We start from the raw sequence: 19334 nt of genomic DNA, 5'->3' as shown, positions 1-19334 counted from the left end.
AGGCTCTTTTTAGAGGTTGTTTAGCGCTTGGCTAATGAGCCAGCCTTCGCTCCAACAGGCCTGAAAATTAAACCCTCCTGTGATTGCATCAATGTTTAAGACTTCTCCCGCGATGTAAAGGCGGTCCTTCTTTTTTGAAGCCATCGTTTTAAAATCGATTTCTTTTAAATCCACACCGCCTGCAGAAACGAATTCATCTTTAAAAGTAGACTTGCCCTTCACCTGAAATTCACTTTCGCATAGGTTTTTCATAAGGGTATGAATTTGTGCGGTGGATAGATTGGCCAGCTGGTTTTCCTCTTTTATATGACAATAGTGAATCATGTGATTCCAGAAGCGATTGGTGACTTCAAAAAGCTTGCTTTGGGCAAGACTTTTTTTAGGATGCGCCTCTTTGTACTCCATGAACCGGGATTTCGCTTCCTCGAAAGAAAGGTTAATAAAGTTGACGACGATTTTGAAATCGTATTTTAAATCCGCGAGCTCTCTTGCATTCCATGCAGAGGCTTTAAGAATGCAGGGGCCAGAAAGTCCCCAATGGGTAATGAGCAATGGACCATTTTCTTCAGACTTTAGTTGAGGAAACCTAACTTCGGCCTGGGGAAAAGATGTGCCAGCGAGCCCTTCTAGTCTTGGGTCTTTAATGTTAAAGGTGAATAAGGACGGGACCTGCGGAACCAATTTATGATTCATCGATTCCAATAGTTTTAGTGATTTTGGTGAACTACCTGTCGCGAAAATAACATAATCGGCCTTAAATTCTCCTGCTGTACTTTGCACGCGGTAGAATCCGTCCTCATAATCAAGAGCTAGAACCGTGGTCTTGGTGCGGATTTCAAATCCTTTACCTTGGACCTCGTTTTTAAGACATTCTATAATAGATGAAGAAGAATTGGATATAGGAAACATTCTAGCGTCGTTTTCAATTTTGATTTCGACTCCTCTCTGAGAAAACCATTCCATGGTGTCTGCAGGCTGAAATTTGGAGAAAACACTTTTGAGCTCTTTTTTTCCTCTCGGATAGTACTCCACTAATTCTCTCGGATCGAATTCGGCATGCGATACGTTGCAGCGACCTCCCCCGGATATTTTTACCTTTTGTAATACTTCTTGATTTTGCTCCAGAATGGTCAGATGGTATTTGGAGGCATCAAGGTTAGCCGCTGAAAAAAATCCAGCTGCTCCTCCTCCAATTACGATCACGTGCTTTTTTTGCATGAGTACGATTAATTTTCAGCTGCAAAATTACAATTTTTCTAGCCGCTCATTTATGCGTAATTTTGAAGAATTAAATAGTATACTTATATGTCAACATACTTTTGTGATTTTAACGTGCGTTGGAGCGATATCGATGCCAACCGCCATTTGGCCAATTCGTCTTATATGCAGTATTGCGCACAGGCCCGGATGGCTTTTATGACTGAACGTAAGATGGGTTTAAAAGAATTAAACCGATGGGGCATTGGCCCTGTGATTCTAAACGAACAATTCTCCTTTTTTAAAGAAATTTACATGGGGCAGAAAGTGAAAGTTAGTTTGGAAATTGATGGAGTTTCAGAGGATGGAGGAATCTATCGGTTTTTGCACAAGTTTTATTTGGCGGATGGGACTCACTGTGCCAGTGCGGTAGCTCTGGGTGTATGGATTGATACAATGCTTAGAAAAAGCACCACACCTCCTTCTGATATTATGGAAGTGATGAATGAATTTAAATCAGAATCCACAAAAATCCTCACCAAAGACGATCTGAAGTCTCTCCCATTTCGTCCCGAAAACATAGATCCTTCACAGTTTAAATAAAGTATATCTCACAATTTAGAATTCAAGTTATAGCCTATGTTAGAAGAGAAAAATCCACAGCGCACACCGATTTCTGCTTTGGGAGAGTTTGGTTTAATTAAGCACCTCACAGACACAATCAGTTTAAAGAATGAGAGTTCAAAACGAGGCGTCGGAGACGATGCGGCCGTGATCGATCCTTTGAATCAGCAAGTACTGGTAAGTACCGACATGCTGATTGAAGGAGTTCACTTCAATTTGGGATATGTGCCTTTAAAGCATTTGGGGTATAAATCGGTGGTTGTAAATTTGAGTGATATTGCCGCAATGAATGCGACACCTACACAGATTGTGGTCGGCGTTGCGGTTTCCAATCGTTTTCCTGTGGAAGCATTGGAGGAGATTTACGAAGGTATTCGTCTCGCTTGTGAGCATTATAAGGTGGATTTAGTAGGGGGAGATACCACAAGTTCTACTTCCGGGCTAATTCTTAGTATCACAGCCATTGGGTTAAGCCCAGAGGATCAAATTGTGAAAAGAAGCGGGGCAAACGAAGGAGATTTACTTGTGGTAAGTGGTGATCTCGGAGGAGCCTACCTAGGTCTTCAAATTTTAGAGAGAGAACATTCTGTTTTCCTTGTCAATCCAAGCATGCAGCCTGAGATGCAAGGATATGAATACATTTTAGAGCGTCAACTAAAACCGGAAGCAAGAACGGATATAAAGGAAAAATTAGTTACTCTGGGTATTAAGCCGACTTCGATGATTGATGTGTCAGACGGACTGGCCTCCGAAATTTTGCATCTTTCCCAGCAATCTGGCGTGGGAATTAGACTTTACGAAGAGAAGATTCCTTTAGATCCAAACACGATTACGACGGCCGATGAGTTTAATCTTAATCCAGCCATGTGTGCCCTTAATGGAGGAGAAGACTATGAACTTCTTTTTACCATTGCCGCTACAGATTTCGATAAAATTCAAAATCATCCTGATTTTTCAATCATTGGACATGTTGTGGATGCGCCACAAGGAAATAAAATGGTACTTCGAGGAAGTAACGAATTGGCCGACTTGACGGCTCAAGGTTGGGATGCTTTTTTGAATGCGGAGGAATAAAGAGTCTACACCACTGCGGAATTATTCTGAGTTAGAAAATCCTTAAGCTCTACATTTGTTTTGTAAGGTTCGAGTTTAGGGATTTTGTATTGAGTGGAATCAAAGTAATGAAGGCTCCATTCTCCTCGATCGTATTCTAACCAAGAAAGATTTTCAATCCAATCTCCAGAATTAAGATAGCGGGTTTTTCCCATTTTCGTTTCCACAACCTTGTCGCAAGGCATGTGGATGTGACCGCAGATGACAAAATCGTACTGATTGTCAATCGCCAGTTCAATGGCTTTTTGTTCAAAATCGCCCACAAATTTGACCGCTTTTTTCACCGAATTCTTAATCTGTTTGGAAAGAGAGACTTTTTGTTTGCCCATCAATTTTAAAACCCAATTGATGGCTCGGTTGAGTAGGATGAGCCAATCGTACCCAATACCTCCTATTTTCGCAATTATCTTGGCACCCCCTTTCGTCGTATGATCGAAGATGTCTCCGTGGAAGATCCAATGCGTTTTCCCATGAATCTCAAGAAGGTACTTATTGGTCAGTTGTAGGTTTCCAAAGGAAATGTCGGCGTATTTTCTTAGGAATTCATCGTGATTTCCTGTAATGTAAATCACTTTGGTTCCTCGCTGCATCATCTTGAACAGTTCAGAAATGACGGCCATATGCGACGTTGGAAAATAGCGCTTGGAGAAGGCCCAACCGTCTATAATGTCTCCATTCAAAATGAGTAATTTGGGATGGATACTTTTCAAATAAGCTAAAAATTCCTTGGCATGACACCCGTAGGTTCCAAGATGAAGATCTGAGACGATAGCAATTTCAATTTCTCTTCGGTCCGCCATAATGCGTTTTTCCCAAAGATAAAGGGTAGATATGAATTGCGTATGAACTTAAAATTAAATTTAAACTCCCCTTAATTCAAGTGAAAGTAAGGGGAGTATGGACTCAATTTATTTCTCTGCTTGAGCGATGTTAATAATAACCTTAATTGCTTTTTGCATCGTTTCTATTGCCACGTATTCATAGGGTCCGTGGAAATTCATTCCTCCCGCAAAGATATTTGGGCAAGGAAGTCCCATGTAGGAAAGTTGTGCTCCGTCAGTACCTCCGCGGATGGCTTTAATTTTGGGTTCAACACCTGAGGCTTTCATAGCCTCAGCTGCAATATCGACAATGTGCATCTTGCCTTCAAATTGTTGTTTCATGTTTCGATACTGCTCCGTGATTTCGACCTGCGCAGTGTCGTCTCCATGCTTTGCATTGAACTCCTTCACGATGGATACAAGTAGGGATTTTCTCTGTTCAAATTTTTCACTGTCATGGTCACGGATAATGTATTGAAGTTTAGCTTCGGAGATGTCCGCTGTGATTTCCATAAGATGGAAAAATCCCTCATACCCCCTTGTCGTTCCAGGGATTTGATCTGCAGGAAGTAGCGCTGCAAACTCACTGGCCAGCAAAGCAGCATTCACCATCTTTCCATAGGCATATCCAGGGTGGACACTAAGTCCGTGGATCTTCACAACCGCTCCTGCAGCATTGAAGTTTTCATATTCAAGTTCTCCCGCTTCACTTCCGTCCATGGTGTAGGCCCATTTTGCTCCAAACTTTTCGACATCAAATTTATGAGCCCCTCTACCAATTTCTTCATCAGGAGTAAATCCAATGGCGATTTTTCCGTGTTTGATTTCGGGATGTGCTAACAGGTATTCAGCTGCAGTCACGATTTCCGCTACACCTGCTTTGTCGTCCGCCCCTAAAAGAGAGGTTCCGTCCGTAGTAATTAAGGTTTGACCTACATAGTTTTTCAAGCTCTCAAAGCGGTTAGGAGACAAAGTAAATCCTGTTTTCTCATTTAAAATAAGATCTTTTCCGTCGTAATTTTCCCAAATTTGAGGATTGACGTTCTCTCCATTAAAGTCGGGTGAAGTATCGTAGTGCGCAATAAATCCGATTGTCGGATCACTGTCATTTTCTTTATTGGAAGGCAGGGTGGCATAAATATACCCCTGTCCGTCTAGTTCTACATCGCTAAGTCCTAGTTCTTGAAGCTCTTGAAATATGTATTTTGCAATGGTCCACTGCTGAGGAGTTGAAGGACAAGATTCACTTTCAGGGTCACTGGTGGAGTATATTCTCACGTAATTCAGAAAACGGTCTTGAAGTTTAGACTTCCACTCAGGTGTAAAATTTATCGGTTGCATGCTTTAATAGAATATGTAATTGTAATTAAACAAAGGTAATAAATTAGCCCTAAACTCTTGCAAGGAGGTTTATGCCCCGTTTGGAGTGCGGTGATTTTTTGAGAGTAGATTTTGGACTTTGGTCAAAATGTTTATCTTTACGTAAACGCAAATACAAACACATGTTTCTTACTGAATGTCCAAGAGATGCCATGCAAGGATGGGGTGAATTTATTCCCACTGACACTAAAATTGACTACATAAATGAACTTATGAGTGTAGGTTTTGATGTTTTAGATTGCGCAAGCTTTGTATCCCCAAAGGCAATTCCCCAAATGGCGGACAGTGGAGAAGTAGTTGACCGAATAGACAAATCCAATTCGAAGACAAAACTTTCTGTGATCGTCGCGAATATACGCGGGTCTGAAAAAGCACTAAGCCATTCCAATGTCGATGTTTTAGGCTTCCCTTTCTCTATTTCGGAAACTTTTCAATTCCGAAACACAAACAAGAATCAAGAAGAAGCCTTTCGACAAATTGGAGAGATTTTTAAAATGGCAAATGCAGAAGGCAAAGAATTGAATTTGTACTTTTCGATGGCCTTTGGAAACCCTTATGGGGAAAAATGGAGATGGGAGGATGTGGATTATTGGGCCAAACGTTTTATTGAGTTAGGCATCACGAACATCCAACTCTCCGATACAACTGGAGTGGCTACAGTCGAGACCATAGATTTGTTATTCGACAAAATTCCAAGTTTAAATCCGGAGATTAATTTTGGTGCGCATTTTCACAATCGCTACGAGGACTCTTACGAAAAAATTAAAGCAGCCTACGATCGGGGTTGCTTGCGTTTTGACACTGCTATTAAAGGAATTGGAGGATGCCCAATGGCCAAAGACGATTTAGTCGGTAATCTTCCAACGGAGCAATTGATTAATTTTCTGCACAATAAAAATATTCCCCACGGTCTTAATTTACTGAATTTTGAAAGTGCCTATAACCGGGCAAAAGACGTGTTCCATTTTTAATACTTTAATGCAATGAAGAACACTACATTAATTTCAGCAAAGGAGTTGAAGGATAGGCTTTCTGATCCCTCACTTGTCTTATGGGACGCAAGAACAGGAGCGGGAGCCAAGGAGGAGTATTTGACAAGCCACCTAAGCGGAGCATTGTTTGTAGATTTAAATACAGATTTAAGTGCTGTAACGCAAGACCCTACAAAAGGGGGACGACATCCGCTTCCGCAAATTTCTGTGTTTTTAGAGACGGTGAGTCAGCTCGGAATAGGACGTGACTCGTTTGTCGTGATTTATGACACTAGTTTTGGCGCAAATGCGGCCGCAAGAGCTTGGTGGATGTTAAAAGCGATTGGCCTCGATGAGGTCTACGTACTAGACGGTGGATTTGCAGCAGGAGCATCTAAGGGAATCCCTCTGGGTTCAGGACCTCAGCAAGCAAAGCCTGCCGAAAGAATAGCGGCCACAGTATGGGGTCTTCCTGTGGTATCCCTTCTTGAGGTGAAAAAAGCAATAGATCAAAAAGAGCGAGTGGTAATTGACGTGAGAGAAGAGAGCCGTTTCCAAGGAGATTTTGAACCCATTGACCTAGTCGCAGGCCATATTCCAGGAGCCTTGAATGTTCCCTTTTCTGAAAATTTAGATGAGCACGGACTGTTTTTAGACAAAGAAATTTTAAGATCAAAATACGAATCAATTCTTGAGAAAGAGGAGAGTCATTCCCCTATTGTACATTGTGGTTCTGGTGTCACGGCCTGTCATACCATTTTGGCAATGAGTTATGCAGGACTTGAAGTCCCTACGCTCTATGTGGGATCATGGAGTGAGTGGAGTCGAAGCAGCGAGCCGCTTGCTACGCGTTAAAAAAACAAAAAAGAGGATGCTAAATCCTCTTTTTTTGTATGATTTTTTGTCTATATCTAGGCTAACGATTAGAATAAGATGCCAAGCTCGAATTTTGCTTCCTCGCTCATCATGTCTTTGTTCCATGCCGGTTCAAATGTCAAATCTAAATCTACATTTTTCACGCCAGGAACTCCTGCGACCTTTTCCTTCACTTCTTGGGGTAGGGATTCGGCAACTGGACAGTTCGGAGTGGTTAAAGTCATGATGACTTTCACTTCGCCTTCTTCTGAAATTTGGACATCATAAATAAGCCCTAATTCGTATATATCGACCGGAATCTCAGGATCGTAAACCGTCTTTAATGTTAAAATAATCTTTTCGCCTATACTAGCGACTTGTTCGTCTGTTAAACTCATTTAATTCTCTTAATAACGTTCTAAAATAGGTTCTTGCCTAAGTCGGCAAAATACGTTTGCCAAAGTTAAGACATCTTTTTCACAATATTTAATTATTCTAATTAAATCTTTGTCTATATGAAAGATAGACGAAACCATGGATCCGTCAATGTCGTCTTTTGGCGTGGGAAGACCTAATACATGAGAAAGAAGTTCTAAGGAAACGAAACTACGGTATTCTCCGAATTTCCAAAGTTCGAGCGTGTCTAGATGGGGGATTTCCCAAGGTTTTTTTCCAAAATTTTGGAACGCTTGGGGTGGCTGCATTCCATTGATTAGATAGCGCCGAGAAATCCATGGAAAATCAAATTCTTTTCCGTTGTGAGCGCAGAGAATTGTCCCACGCATGCCAGCGTGGTTAAAAAGTTCGCCGAATTCTTGAAGAAGGATGAGTTCGTCATTGTCAGCATAGCTTTTAATTTTCAAGCGGCCTGATTTTTCGACCATACCCACAGAGATACAGACAATTTTTCCAAACTCTGCGAAAATACCGGCCCGTTCAAAGTAGACTTCCGAGGAATCCTGACCTTCCAGAAGTTGGGATTTTGCTTTTTTGTTCCATAGGTACTTTTCTGTATCGGAAAGTTCTTCCCATTTTGGCTTTTGTGAGACAGTTTCTATGTCTAAAAATAGGATCTTTTCAATGGGAATTTGTTTTATCATAGGATGGGACTTTAGATACTAATGTAAAGTTAAGTTAACACTTTTACACTTCACGGCAAAGAAAAATATACTAACTTCGTTAATCAAAGAAGATAAAATTCTTACAATTTGTAAGTAGGTATTTGAAAAGCAGGGTAGGAATAATTCGTGAATGGCAGGTTCAAGAAACCTAAAAAGAATACTTTTTCTAAGCACAAAAACATATAAATAACATAGTATGGAAACAAACACAACGTCCTCAGGCTTCCAGGGTACAGATCGTTTGCTTTTTGGGATGATTCTTGGGGTGCTTGCTTTCTGGCTCTTCGCACAGACTACATTGAATATCAATGTGGAAATGGCGAAAGATCTTGGAATTCAGCAAAACACGATGAACATTGCCGTCTCAATTACCTCTTTATTTTCAGGAATTTTTATCGTGGTCATGGGAGGACTTGCAGACCGTGTGGGTAGAGTGAAAATGGTTCAGATAGGATTTATTCTAAGCATGCTGGGGTCCGCTCTCATTGCAATTACGCCGATAGGACCTTCTAGTTCTTATGTATTAATCAGCGGGAGGATTTTGCAAGGACTCTCCGGAGCTTGTTTAATGCCTGCCAGTCTTGCACTAGTGAAAGCTTATTGGCAAGGTCCTGCACGACAAAGAGCCATTAGTCTTTGGTCGATTGGTTCATGGGGAGGTTCAGGTTTTTGTGCTTTATTTGGCGGACTTGTGGCCTCTAATTTAGGATGGCGCTATATCTTTTGGAGTACCGTTATCATCTCCATCATTGGATTCTTAATGGTGAGAGGAACTCCGGAGAGCAAAACAGAAACGAACGGCTCCTATAAATTTGATTTCCTGGGCGTGGTCACTTTTATGATCGCGATTATAGCCTTTCAATTCTTCATATCGAATGGAAGTGATTGGGGCTGGATGAGTCCAAAGTCCTTAGGGCTACTTGGAGTATTTGTTCTTTTCGGTGTTGTGTTTTTCCGAGTTGAAATTAAGAATTCTTTAGCGTTCGTGGATTTTAAATTGTTTAAAAACCTTACGTATACAGGGGCAACAATTTCTAATTTTCTTTTAAATGCGTGCGCCGGAATTTTGATTATTTCCCTATCCCTCGTTCAATTGGGAGCAGGTTTAAGTTCTCAAGAGTCAGGTGTTTTAACCTTAGGATACGCAATCGCCATTGTCGCCTTTATCCGAGTCGGAGAAAAGTTGCTCCAACGTTTTGGAGCAAGAAAACCGATGCTTTGGGGAGCAAGTATTGTAGGGTTTTCCATTTTACTTCTGATGTTGACCTTTGTCATGACGGATACCTATAAAATTTTAGCCGTTGTAGCCTTCTCACTTTTCGGGGTGGGTCTTGCCTTTTATGCCACGCCTTCGACGGATGCGGCACTTTCCAATTTGCCTGATGATCAGGCAGGCGCAGGCTCGGGAATTTATAAAATGGCTTCTTCGTTAGGAGCGGCTATTGGAGTGGCGATTTCTGCAAGTGTGTTTACGGCACTTAGCGGGAATGAGGGCCCGATTGAATGGGTGAACAACTTGGTCGTTTTTCAGGGACGACAAGATAATTTAGCAATTCGCCAAGGCGCTAGTATCGCCTTAGGCGTAAATTTCATTATGGCAATTCTTGCCATAATTAGCATTCTGGTCACAATACCAAAAGGTAAAAAACAAATTGAATAGTATGGACACAATTGAAATTTTAAAAAGCAGACAGGCAGAGTTAAACCAGTGGATGGAAACCATGCACAAGTCGCCTGAGCTGTCCATGGTAGAAGAAAACACAGCGGATTTTATTGCAGAGAAATTGGAACAGTTTGAAGGGTATACGGTCACCAAGGGGATAGGGAAATACGGAATCGTGGCTTCTTTGAAAGTTGGAGATTCAAATAAATCCATAGGCTTACGAGCAGACTTTGATGCGCTTCCTATCCAGGAAGATAACAATCTCCCTTACAAAAGTCAGTTCGAAGGGAAGTCCCATTTGTGTGGGCATGATGGACACACCTCTATGCTTCTTGGAGCGGCAAAATACCTAGCTGAAACGAAGAATTTTAACGGAACGATCCATTTAATTTTTCAGCCGGGTGAAGAAACCATGGAGGGAGGAGTCGCAATGATCGAAGATGGGCTCTTTGAAAAATTTCCTATGGATGCTGTTTTTGGAATGCATAATATGCCGGGGCTAAAAGAAGGGACCTTTCATTTTGCAGATGGCGAGTTTATGGCTGCAGTTGACAATTGGGAGATCATCTTAGAGGGCAAAGGAGGACACGGTTCCATGCCTGAAAAAGCAATTGATCCTGTAGTGGCAGGAAGCGCCCTAGTAATGGCATTGCAAACGATTGTAAGTCGAAATATGAGTCCATGGAATAGCGCGGTGGTGACCATAGGAGCTTTCAATTCAGGAAATGCAGGAAATGTAATTCCGCAAACCGCTTCGTTAAAGATTTGTACGAGAACGATGCGCTCTGAGGATCGAGAAATGGTTTTAGCTAAGATTAAGTCCATCACGAAAGCGCAGGCAGAAAGTTTTGGAGTGACTTATGAAATCAAAGAAGGAGTGCCCGGTGCAGTGCTCGTGAATACGCCAGAAGAAACAGCGTTTGCTAAAGGAGTTGCAGAAAAGTATTTTGGCAATGAACGTGTGGAATATCCTTCCCCGCCGTATATGGGAAGTGAAGATTTCGCTTTTATGCTACAAAAGAAAAAGGGAAATTATTGCATGGTGGGCAATGGAGAAGGCTTTATGGTACATCATCCAAAATACCAGTTTAATCAAAGTATTTTACCAGTTGGCGCGAGCTATTGGATCCACCTCGTGGAAGAGTATCTAAAATAGATAAAGAATCACATTCCTTTCTAACTAGGCAATTTCAGAGACTCAAGTAGCGCCTGAACTTGCCTTTTTTGTTTTTCATATCGAATTTGGAGTGCAGATCCTTCTCCCATCCTGTTGTAGTAAATAAGGGCTTTTTCGGCAAATTGAATGCGGTTAAAATCAGGAGCATCAGGGATCAAAGGAAAGTGGGGATGGAATAGCATTTCGTAGTAGGCTTGCCATTCGCGTTCATTTTTATCCTCCACTGGATTTTCGCGGTCCTTTTGACGAACATGGAGCATCTCATGTGCAATCATATTGAGGATAAGGGAAAGATCGAAATGCAAAATATTTTGAGGCAAATACACCGTTTGCTTTCCTCCTATGGGGCCTTCGGCTGTGAGAAGAAGACTGTTTGGTGAGATTTCGCTTCGGAGCTCAAACCCATGAATGTTGCTGTGGCTTAATCCATAGGTTTCCACGAGGTATTCCACAGCCTCTTTTACTTTCTGCTCTTTTGAATAGGAAAGGATATTTTCTTTAATTGCCTTGTGATCCATGGTGTAAAATAACGAAAAATCTGCCGTCCAAAAGGCGGCAGATCTAAAAAATCATTTATGAAAAAAATTAAAACTCAATTTGAACTTCTAGTTTTTCGGCTAAAAGTTTTGAGATTTTGGTTTTTAGAGGTTCGATGTCGATGTTTTCCATCGCATCATTTGCAAAGGCATATAATAAAAGGGCCCGCGCTTCTTTGACAGAAATCCCGCGCTGTCTTAAATAGAACAGTGCATCTTTGTCTAACTGACCTACGGTACAGCCGTGGGAGCATTTTACATCGTCTGCAAAAATCTCTAATTGTGGCTTCGTGTCAATACTTGCTCCTTCAGAGAGTAAAATATTGTTATTCTGCTGGTAGGCATTGGTTTTTTGTGCGATTTTATCCACAAAAACCTTTCCATTAAAGACCCCGTGAGAACGATCGTTGTAGATTCCCTTGTAGTTTTGATAACTCTCACAGTTAGGCTGGTTGTGGTGTACCGCCGTGTGGTGATCTACAAGTTGGTCGTCTCCAATAAGGGTAATTCCGTTCATGAACGAATTAATATTAGAACCGTTTTGAATGAAATCCAAATTGTTTCTAATGATTTTCCCTCCGAAAGAGAATGTGTTTACTGTGGTGAGACTGTCACTTTCTTGTTGGGCAAACGTGTGGTCAATTAAATAGGAAGTAGCAGAGTCGTTTTGAACTTTGTGCCAATCCGCTTTTGCATTGGAGTAGGTGAAAATTTCCGTAACCGAATTGGTTAGGACGCTATGAGAGTCAAAGTTGTGATGACTTTCAATGACTTCGATTTCAGCACCTTGATCCACGATCAGTAGGTTTCTTGTGTTATAGAAAGTATGGGTAGGTTGATTGTCGGATAGATAGAATACGTGGATTGGTTTTTCAATCACGACGTTTTTCTGTACTTTCATGAAGAATCCATTGCGGAAATAAGCCATGTTCAAATTGGTAAACGCCAATTCTGGATTTGCAACTTTGCCAAAGTATTTCTCAAAAACTTCTTTGTAGTTCGCATCGTTTAAGGCGTGCTTAAAGGACATGAATTCCACATTTTCAATGGAGACTTTGGATAGTTCTTTATGCAACTTCCCGTTAATGAACACGATCCAGTCAAAGTTTTCTTCTCCTAGATGCAGTTCGCTTAATTGCTGCTCGGTGATATGATGTTCTTCCACAGGGAACATCGAGTACTCTTTTTCTGTAATTTCCTTTAGGTTCGTGTATTTATATTCCTCGTCTTTCTTAGTCGGAAAGCCTAGATCAAGGAATTTCGCAAGAGCCTCCTTTCTAGGTTCATCTAGAAAACGGTGCTCAAGAGTTTGTAGAAATTCAGGGTGGTTATTTTGAATTGATTCTAATAGTGGCATTCTTATATTTAGGTTTTACTGCCCCACGGGGCAAAAAATAAGTCGAGAGGTTGGCCTCCCAGGTTAAGATCTTAGTTTAGCAGCCAATCATAGCCTTTGTCTTCAAGTTCTAAGGCAAGAGATTTGTCACCCGTTTTGATGATTTTCCCATCGGCTAGAACATGAACAAAGTCAGGTTGGATATAATCTAAAAGTCTTTGGTAGTGCGTGATTAATAAAACTGCATTTCCCTCGTTTTTAAATGAATTTACCCCGTCTGCAACGATTCGCAAGGCATCGATATCGAGTCCCGAATCCGTTTCGTCCAGAATCGCAAGTTTGGGATTCAACATTAGCATTTGGAAAATTTCATTTCTTTTCTTTTCTCCACCTGAGAATCCGTCGTTTAACGAACGGCCTAAGAAATCTTTGCGAATATTTAGTTTTTCCGAGTTTTCTCTCACAAGAGCAAGGAGTTCTTTTGCAGGTAGATCCTCTAAACCATGCGCTTTACGAGTCTCGTTTAACGCAGCTTTGATAAAGTTTGTTACCGTCACACCAGGTATTTCCACCGGGTATTGGAAGGACATGAAAATTCCTTTGTGTGCCCGGTCTTCCGGTGCGTCCTCTAGAATACTGCTGTTTTCAAATTGGATATCTCCCTGCGTAACTTCGTAATCCTCTTTTCCTGCAATGACAGAAGAAAGAGTTGATTTTCCTGCTCCGTTAGGTCCCATGATTGCATGGACTTCTCCCGGTTTGATCTCTAGGTTGATTCCTTTTAGTATTTCAATGCCTTCCTCTTTAATCTCGGCATGTAGGTTGTTAATTTTAAGCATAATCTAATTTGCGTATTTGTGATGCCAATCGTGATGGCAGACTTTAAATTTAGGTTTTTAATCTGGGGATATTATCCTACAGATCCTTCTAGTGATATTTCAAGTAATTTTTGAGCTTCAATTGCAAATTCCATGGGAAGCTTGTTTAGTACTTCCTTACTGAATCCATTGACAATAAGTGCGATGGCCTTTTCTGTGTTAATTCCTCTTTGGTTGCAATAGAAAATCTGATCCTCTCCGATTTTGGAAGTGGTGGCCTCATGCTCAAGTTGCGCAGTTGGGTTTTTTATTTCAATATATGGGAAAGTGTGCGCGCCGCACTCATTGCCCATTAAGAGTGAATCACACTGTGAGAAGTTCCTCGCTCCTTTTGCGCTTGGCATCACCTTCACTAGTCCACGGTATGAGTTGTTCGATTTTCCAGCAGAAATCCCTTTGGAAATAATCGTGGATCTTGTGTTTTTACCTATGTGGATCATTTTGGTCCCAGTATCGGCATATTGATGATTGTTGGTCACAGCAATCGAGTAGAATTCTCCAATGGAGTTGTCTCCTTTAAGAATGCAGCTTGGGTATTTCCAAGTCACGGCAGATCCAGTTTCTACTTGGGTCCAAGAAATTTTTGCATTCTTTTCGCAAAGTCCACGTTTGGTTACAAAATTGTAAACCCCTCCTTTTCCTTGGTCGTCTCCTGGATACCAGTTTTGGACTGTGGAATATTTAATTTCGGCACCGTCCATTGCAATTAGCTCTACTACGGCAGCGTGCAATTGGTTTTCATCTCTCGATGGTGCAGTACATCCTTCCAGGTAAGATACATAGCTTCCTTCGTCTGCGATGACCAAAGTTCTTTCGAATTGGCCTGTTCCCGCTTGGTTAATTCTAAAGTAAGTAGAAAGTTCCATAGGGCATTTCACCCCTTTTGGAATGTAACAGAAACTACCGTCCGAAAATACAGCGGAGTTTAGGGCAGAATAGAAATTATCTCCTCTCGGAACTACTTTGCCTAGGTATTTTTTGACCAGTTCCGGATGTTCTCTGATGGCTTCCGAAATAGAGCAGAAAATAATCCCTTTTTCTTTTAGTGTCTTTTGAAAGGTGGTCTTTACAGATACGGAATCAATTACGATGTCCACAGCCACACCGGAAAGCCTTTTTTGCTCCTCGATGTTAATCCCTAGTTTTTCAAAGGTTTTCAGTAGTTCTGGATCTACTTCGTCAAGACTTTCTAATTCTGGCTTTTTCTTGGGCGCTGAATAGTATTTAATAGCTTGGAAGTCTGGAGATTCATGTTTGATGTTGGCCCAAGTAGGCTCAGTCATCTTAAGCCAAACTCGGTATGCGTCTAAACGCCATTCCGTCATCCAGCTTGGTTCTTCTTTCTTTTCCGAGATTAATCGAACAATGTCTTCATTCAGTCCGGTCGGGAAATCTTCATATTCAATGTCCGTATAAAAGCCCGCTTCGTACTCTTTGGTTTTGAGATCTTCTCTAAGATCGTCTTCTGTATATTTAGTCATAAGATTTACAATAGGTTATTCTTTAAAACGATTTGTTTTATAGAATTAGAGGCTGCACTTGGAGCCCTTTGCTTGCTATAAGCTAAAACTTTCTCCACAACCACAAGTTCTCGAGGCATTCGGATTGTTGAATACGAATCCTTTTCCATTGAGGCCACCTGAATACTCAAGTACGGTTCCCGCTAGGTAGAGGATAGATTTCTTATCAATGATTATTTTGATGCCGTTGTCTTCAAAAACCTGATCTAATTCTTCTTTCGAATGGTCGAATTTCAGGACATATTCAAGTCCTGAGCATCCCCCACTTTTCACGCCTACACGAATGTAGTCTACTAGTGCATCGAACCCATCATCGCTCATGAGTTGGATGGCTTTCTGTTTTGCTTGATCGCTTACTTTGATCATTGTTTTTATTTAGAATGATTTTAGATTACAAAAATACGAACTATTACATGGATTATCAAATTTAACTCCTTATTTTACCTATCATTCCCATTGACAGAGACTTTAAGAGGACTATTTTATCCTTTTTTAAGATATTGAAAAGCTTGAAGATTGGCCATGGATGGGATGTTCAAAAAGAAATGTGTTTTTTCAAGGGAGATTTTTTAACTTTTCTTAAAAATTCATATCCAACTTTAAATAATTTGAAATGCGAAAATTAATGCTTTCCTTACTTGTCACAGTAAGTTTTTTAGGCAGTGCGCAATCGATGCGATTTGTCTACGAGGCAAGGATGGTTCCTAATCTAGAAAAACCTGACCAAGTGGTGGTTGAAAACGTACTTCTCGATGTAGGGGAGGGTCAATCGGTATTTCAGTCAGAAAATTCGGTAAAGCGAGATTCTTTGATCCAGCGTGTGCGAGTGACTGGGACCATGGAAGCCTCTCAGTTCAGAGATCTAAACTCGAAAATAAACTACGTAGTAAAGAAAAATTTAAAAGATCAAGTTACCACCTACCAAGAACGAATTGGTCGTGATCAATACGCTTACCAGGAGGATCGTAAAATGGCTTGGGAAATCCAGGACGAAACGACTAAAGTGGGCGACTACTCTGCGCAAAAAGCAACCGTAGATTTTGGGGGAAGAAAATGGACCGCTTGGTTTACTACGGAAATCCCTTTTGCAGATGGACCTTATAAGTTTTCAGGTCTTCCAGGACTGATTGTAAAAGTAGAGGATGAATCGGGTGAGTATAGCTTTGATTTAAAAGAAAGCAAAGCTCTAAACGTGAGCGCAGCGAATAGCGCGGACACCAGTGGGTTTGGCAGAGGACGTCTAATCAACTTAAAGCGTTCTGATTTTGAAAAGCAAAAAGCAAGATTCCGCAAGGATCCTGTGGCTTTTATGGCCGCAGCTTCTGGACCCGGTCGAGGTCAAGGGAGAGGAGGGATGGATCCTAGCCGACAAAAGGAAATCCAAAATAGATTGCTTACCGAGATAAAGGATTCAAGCAACGGAATTGAAAAATAGATTTTAAGAAATTGAACGAAATAGAAAAGCCGCTTCATGAAAATGAAGCGGCTTTCTTGTGTCTCTTAAGAGATTTTTATTATTCTGCAGATTCACTTGCGGGTGCGTCAGTTGCACCTTCCGTTGTTTCTTCTTCTTCATCATCGTCTTGAGCAGCACCACCTTTAAGAGCAGTTCTGGACATTTTAACAGCCACAACAACTGCGTTGTCTGGATGCATAAAAGTGAAGTTAGAAGTTTTGATGTCACCTACATAAAGTTTGTTACCAATTTTAAGTGGAGTTACATCAACTACGATTTCGTCTGGTAGGTTTGCAGGTAGAGCCTTGATTTTCAGTTTTCTGAAAGATTGTCTTAGCGCACCCCCAGCAACAACCCCTTTAGAACGACCTGTTAATCTTACAGGTACTTCCATGATTACCGGTTTGTCGTCGGATAATCTGTAGAAGTCTACGTGTAAAATTTTGTCAGTAATTGGGTGAAACTGAATGTCCTGAAGAACTGCAGGGATGGTTTGACCGTCGATAACAAGTTCAGCTGTGTGTGCGTCTGGCGTGTAAACTAAGCCTTTGAATGCTTTTTCTTCAGAAGAAAAGTTCAAAGGTTCACCTCCACCATAAACAACACAAGGAACTAGTTCAGCATCACGTAAAGCTTTTGTAGACTTTTTGCCCACGCTTTCTCTTTTTGTGCCTTGAATTGTAATTGATTTCATTGTAAAAAAATTATTTTTTGAGTGGGCAAAGATAACTATTTTTTTGCTAAACTAAAAACCGCCCTCCAAGAAAAGGGAGGGCGGAGAGATTGGATTGTCGTTTGCGAATTAAATTATGAACTTTTCGCTGATGGATTGGTGCTCGTGTACCATTTTCATCACGTCTGCAAAGAGCTTTGCACTCGAGAGTACTTTGATTTTAGAGCTAAGTTCTGTTTTTACGGGAATGGTGTCCGTGACGATTACTTCTAAAAGAGGTGAATTTTCAATGTTTTCATAGGCTTTTCCGGAAAGGACTGCGTGGGTTGCCATCGCACGAACGGATTTCGCTCCGTTTTTCATTAAAATTTCTGCTGCCTTGCAAAGAGTTCCTGCTGTATCGATCATGTCGTCGATCAGGATCACGTTGCGGTCTTTCACGTCTCCAATAAGGAACATCTCTTCTATGACATTGGCCTTTTTTCTTTCTTTATAAGCAATAACCACTTCTGCTCCTAAGTGTCCCGCATAGTTTTTCGCTCTTTTCGCTCCTCCCATATCTGGAGAGGCAACGGTAAGACTATCTAGATTCAATGAAGTAATGTAATCTACGAAAATGGTAGAGGCGTAAAGATGATCCACTGGAATCTCAAAGAATCCTTGGATTTGGTCCGCATGCAAATCCATGGTCATGATGCGAGTGGCCCCTGCCGCGGTAAGTAGATTGGCTACTAATTTGGCTCCAATTGGTGCTCTTGGTTTGTCCTTTCGGTCTTGTCTTGCGAGTCCATAATAAGGAATAACGACCGTAATGCTTTTTGCGGACGCTCTTTTTGCCGCATCAATCATTAGAAGAAGTTCTAATAAATTGTCTGCAGGTGGAAATGTCGACCCAATTAAAAAGACACGTCCTCCTCGAACAGATTGATCAAGAACCGGTTCAAATTCCCCATCACTAAATTCTTGAAAATTGATTTTCCCTAGCGATTGACCATAAAATTCAGCCATCTTTTCTGCTAATTCTTTGCTTGTTCTTGTCGAAAATAAATAACTTAATTGCTCCGCCATTTTTAACTTTTTATTAGAGCACAAATTTAAACAAAATTTAATGTAACATGAATTTGGGACCGTTAAATGTTAGAGGTTATCTTTTTCACAGGGAAAATGGGACCACCCTTGTAAAGGCTAAAGGCAAATCCGATACAGTCAGAATAGATTCTTTTGCACTTAGAGAGCGCAAGTGAATTTATAATTAAAATTTTTATCATTGAATATCAAAAGGTTATGATTTTCTTTCAATTTCCCATGCAAGGTTTCTGTTTTTTTGACTTTATCCTAGTGAGTGCTCACTAAAACAATTTAAAATTATAAACTTTACGAAATGAAAAACAAAATGACTTGGATGCGTACCTTCGCTCTGTTTGCATTAATCGGACTAACTTTTGTCTCATGTCGCATGGACGACGATAACTTCGCTGAATTATTACCCGTTGAAGTGAGCGATGTACCCGGTGAATATAGTGGGAAAGCTGTCGCAAAGCAGGGACAATTTAGCAAAACCTACCTTGCAGCATTTACGGCAAGTGCAGATGCAATTGCAATTAAGGAGTTTCCAATGGACGAGATTGTAAAATCCATTCTGACGGATCCAATTAAAGTAAAAGAAGCTTTAGAGCAACTTGAGCCTATTCCATACACAATGGGGTATACAGGTGAATTGGCTTCTAGTAAGAAAGAAGTGATTCTAAAGTTAGCGGCACAATCTCTTCAATTTGATTTGCCTGTAGACGGACAAACCAAATCTGTGGTGGTTCACTTTAAACAAGAAGCCGCAGGTTCTTATTATGCCACTGAAATGGGAGCCGAACTTTACCTTGCATTTAATGCAGACAAAATTGAAGTAGATGGAGAAGTGCTAGCTTCTACCCAGGAGATTAGCTACTTGTTTGGAGGGCTAAAAAAATAGAATTCGATCTATAAATTAATACAAGGGTTGTACATTTGAACAATCCT

General features: G+C 40.9%; 20 protein-coding genes. 8 read left to right on the top strand and 12 right to left on the bottom strand.

The features are described 5' to 3' along the window. Positions 1–9: 9 nt before the first annotated feature. Positions 10–1218 carry an aminoacetone oxidase family FAD-binding enzyme gene (locus ACX3PZ_RS02705; protein WP_459111942.1) on the bottom strand — a complete coding sequence of 403 codons (1209 nt, stop codon included), beginning with the start codon at positions 1216–1218 and terminating at the stop codon, positions 10–12. A gap of 87 nt (positions 1219–1305) precedes the next feature. On the opposite strand from ACX3PZ_RS02705, the gene ACX3PZ_RS02700 reads away from it, so the two are divergent. Both ACX3PZ_RS02700 and thiL read left to right on the top strand, forming a co-directional pair. Beyond that, the gene (locus ACX3PZ_RS02700) at positions 1306–1800 is read left to right on the top strand and encodes an acyl-CoA thioesterase (RefSeq protein ID WP_459082866.1); all 495 of its coding nucleotides are present in this window, start codon (positions 1306–1308) and stop codon (positions 1798–1800) included. A gap of 36 nt (positions 1801–1836) precedes the next feature. Beyond that, entirely contained in the window at positions 1837–2895 is a 1059-nt protein-coding gene (thiL, locus tag ACX3PZ_RS02695) for a thiamine-phosphate kinase (RefSeq protein ID WP_459082864.1), read from the top strand. Positions 2896–2900: 5 nt separating this feature from the next. On the opposite strand, the gene ACX3PZ_RS02690 is transcribed toward thiL, so the two are convergent. After that, positions 2901–3734, bottom strand: coding sequence for a UDP-2,3-diacylglucosamine diphosphatase (locus ACX3PZ_RS02690; protein ID WP_459111941.1), 834 nt, complete (start codon positions 3732–3734; stop codon positions 2901–2903). Between the two features lie 108 nt (positions 3735–3842). Further along, complete coding sequence (pepT, locus tag ACX3PZ_RS02685) at positions 3843–5096, bottom strand: peptidase T (RefSeq protein WP_459111940.1); 1254 nt, start codon at positions 5094–5096, stop codon at positions 3843–3845. Positions 5097–5257: 161 nt separating this feature from the next. Here pepT and ACX3PZ_RS02680 point away from each other — a divergent pair, with 161 nt between their 5' ends. Continuing rightward, positions 5258–6106 (top strand): hydroxymethylglutaryl-CoA lyase, encoded by an 849-nt coding sequence (locus tag ACX3PZ_RS02680; protein WP_459111939.1) that lies wholly within the window; start codon positions 5258–5260, stop codon positions 6104–6106. Between the two features lie 12 nt (positions 6107–6118). After that, entirely contained in the window at positions 6119–6961 is an 843-nt protein-coding gene (locus ACX3PZ_RS02675; RefSeq protein WP_459082856.1) for a sulfurtransferase, read from the top strand. Between the two features lie 68 nt (positions 6962–7029). Here ACX3PZ_RS02675 and ACX3PZ_RS02670 read toward each other — a convergent pair whose 3' ends face one another. Continuing rightward, positions 7030–7359: an SUF system Fe-S cluster assembly protein gene (locus ACX3PZ_RS02670; RefSeq protein ID WP_459082854.1), complete on the bottom strand. Its 330-nt coding sequence runs from the start codon at positions 7357–7359 to the stop codon at positions 7030–7032. A gap of 9 nt (positions 7360–7368) precedes the next feature. Beyond that, positions 7369–8061: a ribonuclease H-like domain-containing protein gene (locus ACX3PZ_RS02665; RefSeq protein ID WP_459082852.1), complete on the bottom strand. Its 693-nt coding sequence runs from the start codon at positions 8059–8061 to the stop codon at positions 7369–7371. 217 nt (positions 8062–8278) lie between these two features. Between ACX3PZ_RS02665 and ACX3PZ_RS02660 the strand changes: the two genes are divergently transcribed. Then, positions 8279–9742 (top strand): MFS transporter, encoded by a 1464-nt coding sequence (locus ACX3PZ_RS02660; RefSeq protein ID WP_459082850.1) that lies wholly within the window; start codon positions 8279–8281, stop codon positions 9740–9742. 1 nt (position 9743) lies between these two features. After that, positions 9744–10901, top strand: a complete 1158-nt coding sequence (locus tag ACX3PZ_RS02655; RefSeq protein ID WP_459082848.1) for a M20 aminoacylase family protein — start codon at positions 9744–9746, stop codon at positions 10899–10901. A 20-nt stretch (positions 10902–10921) separates the two neighbouring features. Here ACX3PZ_RS02655 and ACX3PZ_RS02650 read toward each other — a convergent pair whose 3' ends face one another. From ACX3PZ_RS02650 to ACX3PZ_RS02630, 5 genes are all read right to left on the bottom strand, one after another. Beyond that, entirely contained in the window at positions 10922–11440 is a 519-nt protein-coding gene (locus tag ACX3PZ_RS02650) for a hypothetical protein (RefSeq protein ID WP_459082846.1), read from the bottom strand. A 67-nt stretch (positions 11441–11507) separates the two neighbouring features. Then, complete coding sequence (gene sufD, locus ACX3PZ_RS02645; RefSeq protein WP_459082844.1) at positions 11508–12815, bottom strand: Fe-S cluster assembly protein SufD; 1308 nt, start codon at positions 12813–12815, stop codon at positions 11508–11510. A gap of 71 nt (positions 12816–12886) precedes the next feature. Then, complete coding sequence (sufC, locus tag ACX3PZ_RS02640; RefSeq protein WP_459082842.1) at positions 12887–13633, bottom strand: Fe-S cluster assembly ATPase SufC; 747 nt, start codon at positions 13631–13633, stop codon at positions 12887–12889. 71 nt (positions 13634–13704) lie between these two features. Next, a complete protein-coding gene (gene sufB, locus ACX3PZ_RS02635; RefSeq protein WP_459082840.1) occupies positions 13705–15153 on the bottom strand; it encodes a Fe-S cluster assembly protein SufB in 1449 nt (482 codons plus the stop codon). Between the two features lie 75 nt (positions 15154–15228). After that, positions 15229–15558: a HesB/IscA family protein gene (locus ACX3PZ_RS02630; RefSeq protein ID WP_459082838.1), complete on the bottom strand. Its 330-nt coding sequence runs from the start codon at positions 15556–15558 to the stop codon at positions 15229–15231. 247 nt (positions 15559–15805) lie between these two features. Between ACX3PZ_RS02630 and ACX3PZ_RS02625 the strand changes: the two genes are divergently transcribed. Further along, positions 15806–16627, top strand: coding sequence for a GLPGLI family protein (locus ACX3PZ_RS02625; RefSeq protein ID WP_459082836.1), 822 nt, complete (start codon positions 15806–15808; stop codon positions 16625–16627). A gap of 79 nt (positions 16628–16706) precedes the next feature. On the opposite strand, the gene ACX3PZ_RS02620 is transcribed toward ACX3PZ_RS02625, so the two are convergent. Together ACX3PZ_RS02620 and ACX3PZ_RS02615 are read right to left on the bottom strand one after the other, a co-directional pair. Then, the gene (locus tag ACX3PZ_RS02620) at positions 16707–17342 is read right to left on the bottom strand and encodes a 50S ribosomal protein L25/general stress protein Ctc (RefSeq protein ID WP_459082834.1); all 636 of its coding nucleotides are present in this window, start codon (positions 17340–17342) and stop codon (positions 16707–16709) included. Between the two features lie 108 nt (positions 17343–17450). Continuing rightward, positions 17451–18389 carry a ribose-phosphate pyrophosphokinase gene (locus ACX3PZ_RS02615; RefSeq protein WP_459082832.1) on the bottom strand — a complete coding sequence of 313 codons (939 nt, stop codon included), beginning with the start codon at positions 18387–18389 and terminating at the stop codon, positions 17451–17453. Positions 18390–18702: 313 nt separating this feature from the next. On the opposite strand from ACX3PZ_RS02615, the gene ACX3PZ_RS02610 reads away from it, so the two are divergent. Beyond that, the gene (locus ACX3PZ_RS02610; RefSeq protein WP_459082830.1) at positions 18703–19287 is read left to right on the top strand and encodes a DUF4840 domain-containing protein; all 585 of its coding nucleotides are present in this window, start codon (positions 18703–18705) and stop codon (positions 19285–19287) included. The last annotated feature ends 47 nt before the right edge of the window (positions 19288–19334 follow it).

The organism is Chryseobacterium sp. A321 (assembly GCF_054489265.1).
The sequence above is the reverse complement of the archived record's forward strand: the minus strand, read 5'-3'. Positions and strand labels throughout refer to the sequence as shown.

Excerpts from the sequence above, each read along its gene's own strand:
- ACX3PZ_RS02700 (WP_459082866.1), top strand. The coding sequence starts at position 1,306 with ATGTCAACATACTTTTGTGATTTTAACGTGCGTTGGAGCGATATCGAT.
- ACX3PZ_RS02705 (WP_459111942.1), bottom strand. The coding sequence starts at position 1,218 with ATGCAAAAAAAGCACGTGATCGTAATTGGAGGAGGAGCAGCTGGATTT.
- ACX3PZ_RS02690 (WP_459111941.1), bottom strand. The coding sequence starts at position 3,734 with ATGGCGGACCGAAGAGAAATTGAAATTGCTATCGTCTCAGATCTTCAT.
- ACX3PZ_RS02650 (WP_459082846.1), bottom strand. The coding sequence starts at position 11,440 with ATGGATCACAAGGCAATTAAAGAAAATATCCTTTCCTATTCAAAAGAG.
- sufD (WP_459082844.1), bottom strand. The coding sequence starts at position 12,815 with ATGCCACTATTAGAATCAATTCAAAATAACCACCCTGAATTTCTACAA.
- ACX3PZ_RS02660 (WP_459082850.1), top strand. The coding sequence starts at position 8,279 with ATGGAAACAAACACAACGTCCTCAGGCTTCCAGGGTACAGATCGTTTG.
- ACX3PZ_RS02675 (WP_459082856.1), top strand. The coding sequence starts at position 6,119 with ATGAAGAACACTACATTAATTTCAGCAAAGGAGTTGAAGGATAGGCTT.
- sufC (WP_459082842.1), bottom strand. The coding sequence starts at position 13,633 with ATGCTTAAAATTAACAACCTACATGCCGAGATTAAAGAGGAAGGCATT.
- ACX3PZ_RS02655 (WP_459082848.1), top strand. The coding sequence starts at position 9,744 with ATGGACACAATTGAAATTTTAAAAAGCAGACAGGCAGAGTTAAACCAG.
- pepT (WP_459111940.1), bottom strand. The coding sequence starts at position 5,096 with ATGCAACCGATAAATTTTACACCTGAGTGGAAGTCTAAACTTCAAGAC.
- ACX3PZ_RS02625 (WP_459082836.1), top strand. The coding sequence starts at position 15,806 with ATGCGAAAATTAATGCTTTCCTTACTTGTCACAGTAAGTTTTTTAGGC.
- thiL (WP_459082864.1), top strand. The coding sequence starts at position 1,837 with ATGTTAGAAGAGAAAAATCCACAGCGCACACCGATTTCTGCTTTGGGA.
- ACX3PZ_RS02615 (WP_459082832.1), bottom strand. The coding sequence starts at position 18,389 with ATGGCGGAGCAATTAAGTTATTTATTTTCGACAAGAACAAGCAAAGAA.
- ACX3PZ_RS02620 (WP_459082834.1), bottom strand. The coding sequence starts at position 17,342 with ATGAAATCAATTACAATTCAAGGCACAAAAAGAGAAAGCGTGGGCAAA.
- ACX3PZ_RS02680 (WP_459111939.1), top strand. The coding sequence starts at position 5,258 with ATGTTTCTTACTGAATGTCCAAGAGATGCCATGCAAGGATGGGGTGAA.
- ACX3PZ_RS02630 (WP_459082838.1), bottom strand. The coding sequence starts at position 15,558 with ATGATCAAAGTAAGCGATCAAGCAAAACAGAAAGCCATCCAACTCATG.
- ACX3PZ_RS02670 (WP_459082854.1), bottom strand. The coding sequence starts at position 7,359 with ATGAGTTTAACAGACGAACAAGTCGCTAGTATAGGCGAAAAGATTATT.
- ACX3PZ_RS02610 (WP_459082830.1), top strand. The coding sequence starts at position 18,703 with ATGAAAAACAAAATGACTTGGATGCGTACCTTCGCTCTGTTTGCATTA.
- ACX3PZ_RS02665 (WP_459082852.1), bottom strand. The coding sequence starts at position 8,061 with ATGATAAAACAAATTCCCATTGAAAAGATCCTATTTTTAGACATAGAA.
- sufB (WP_459082840.1), bottom strand. The coding sequence starts at position 15,153 with ATGACTAAATATACAGAAGACGATCTTAGAGAAGATCTCAAAACCAAA.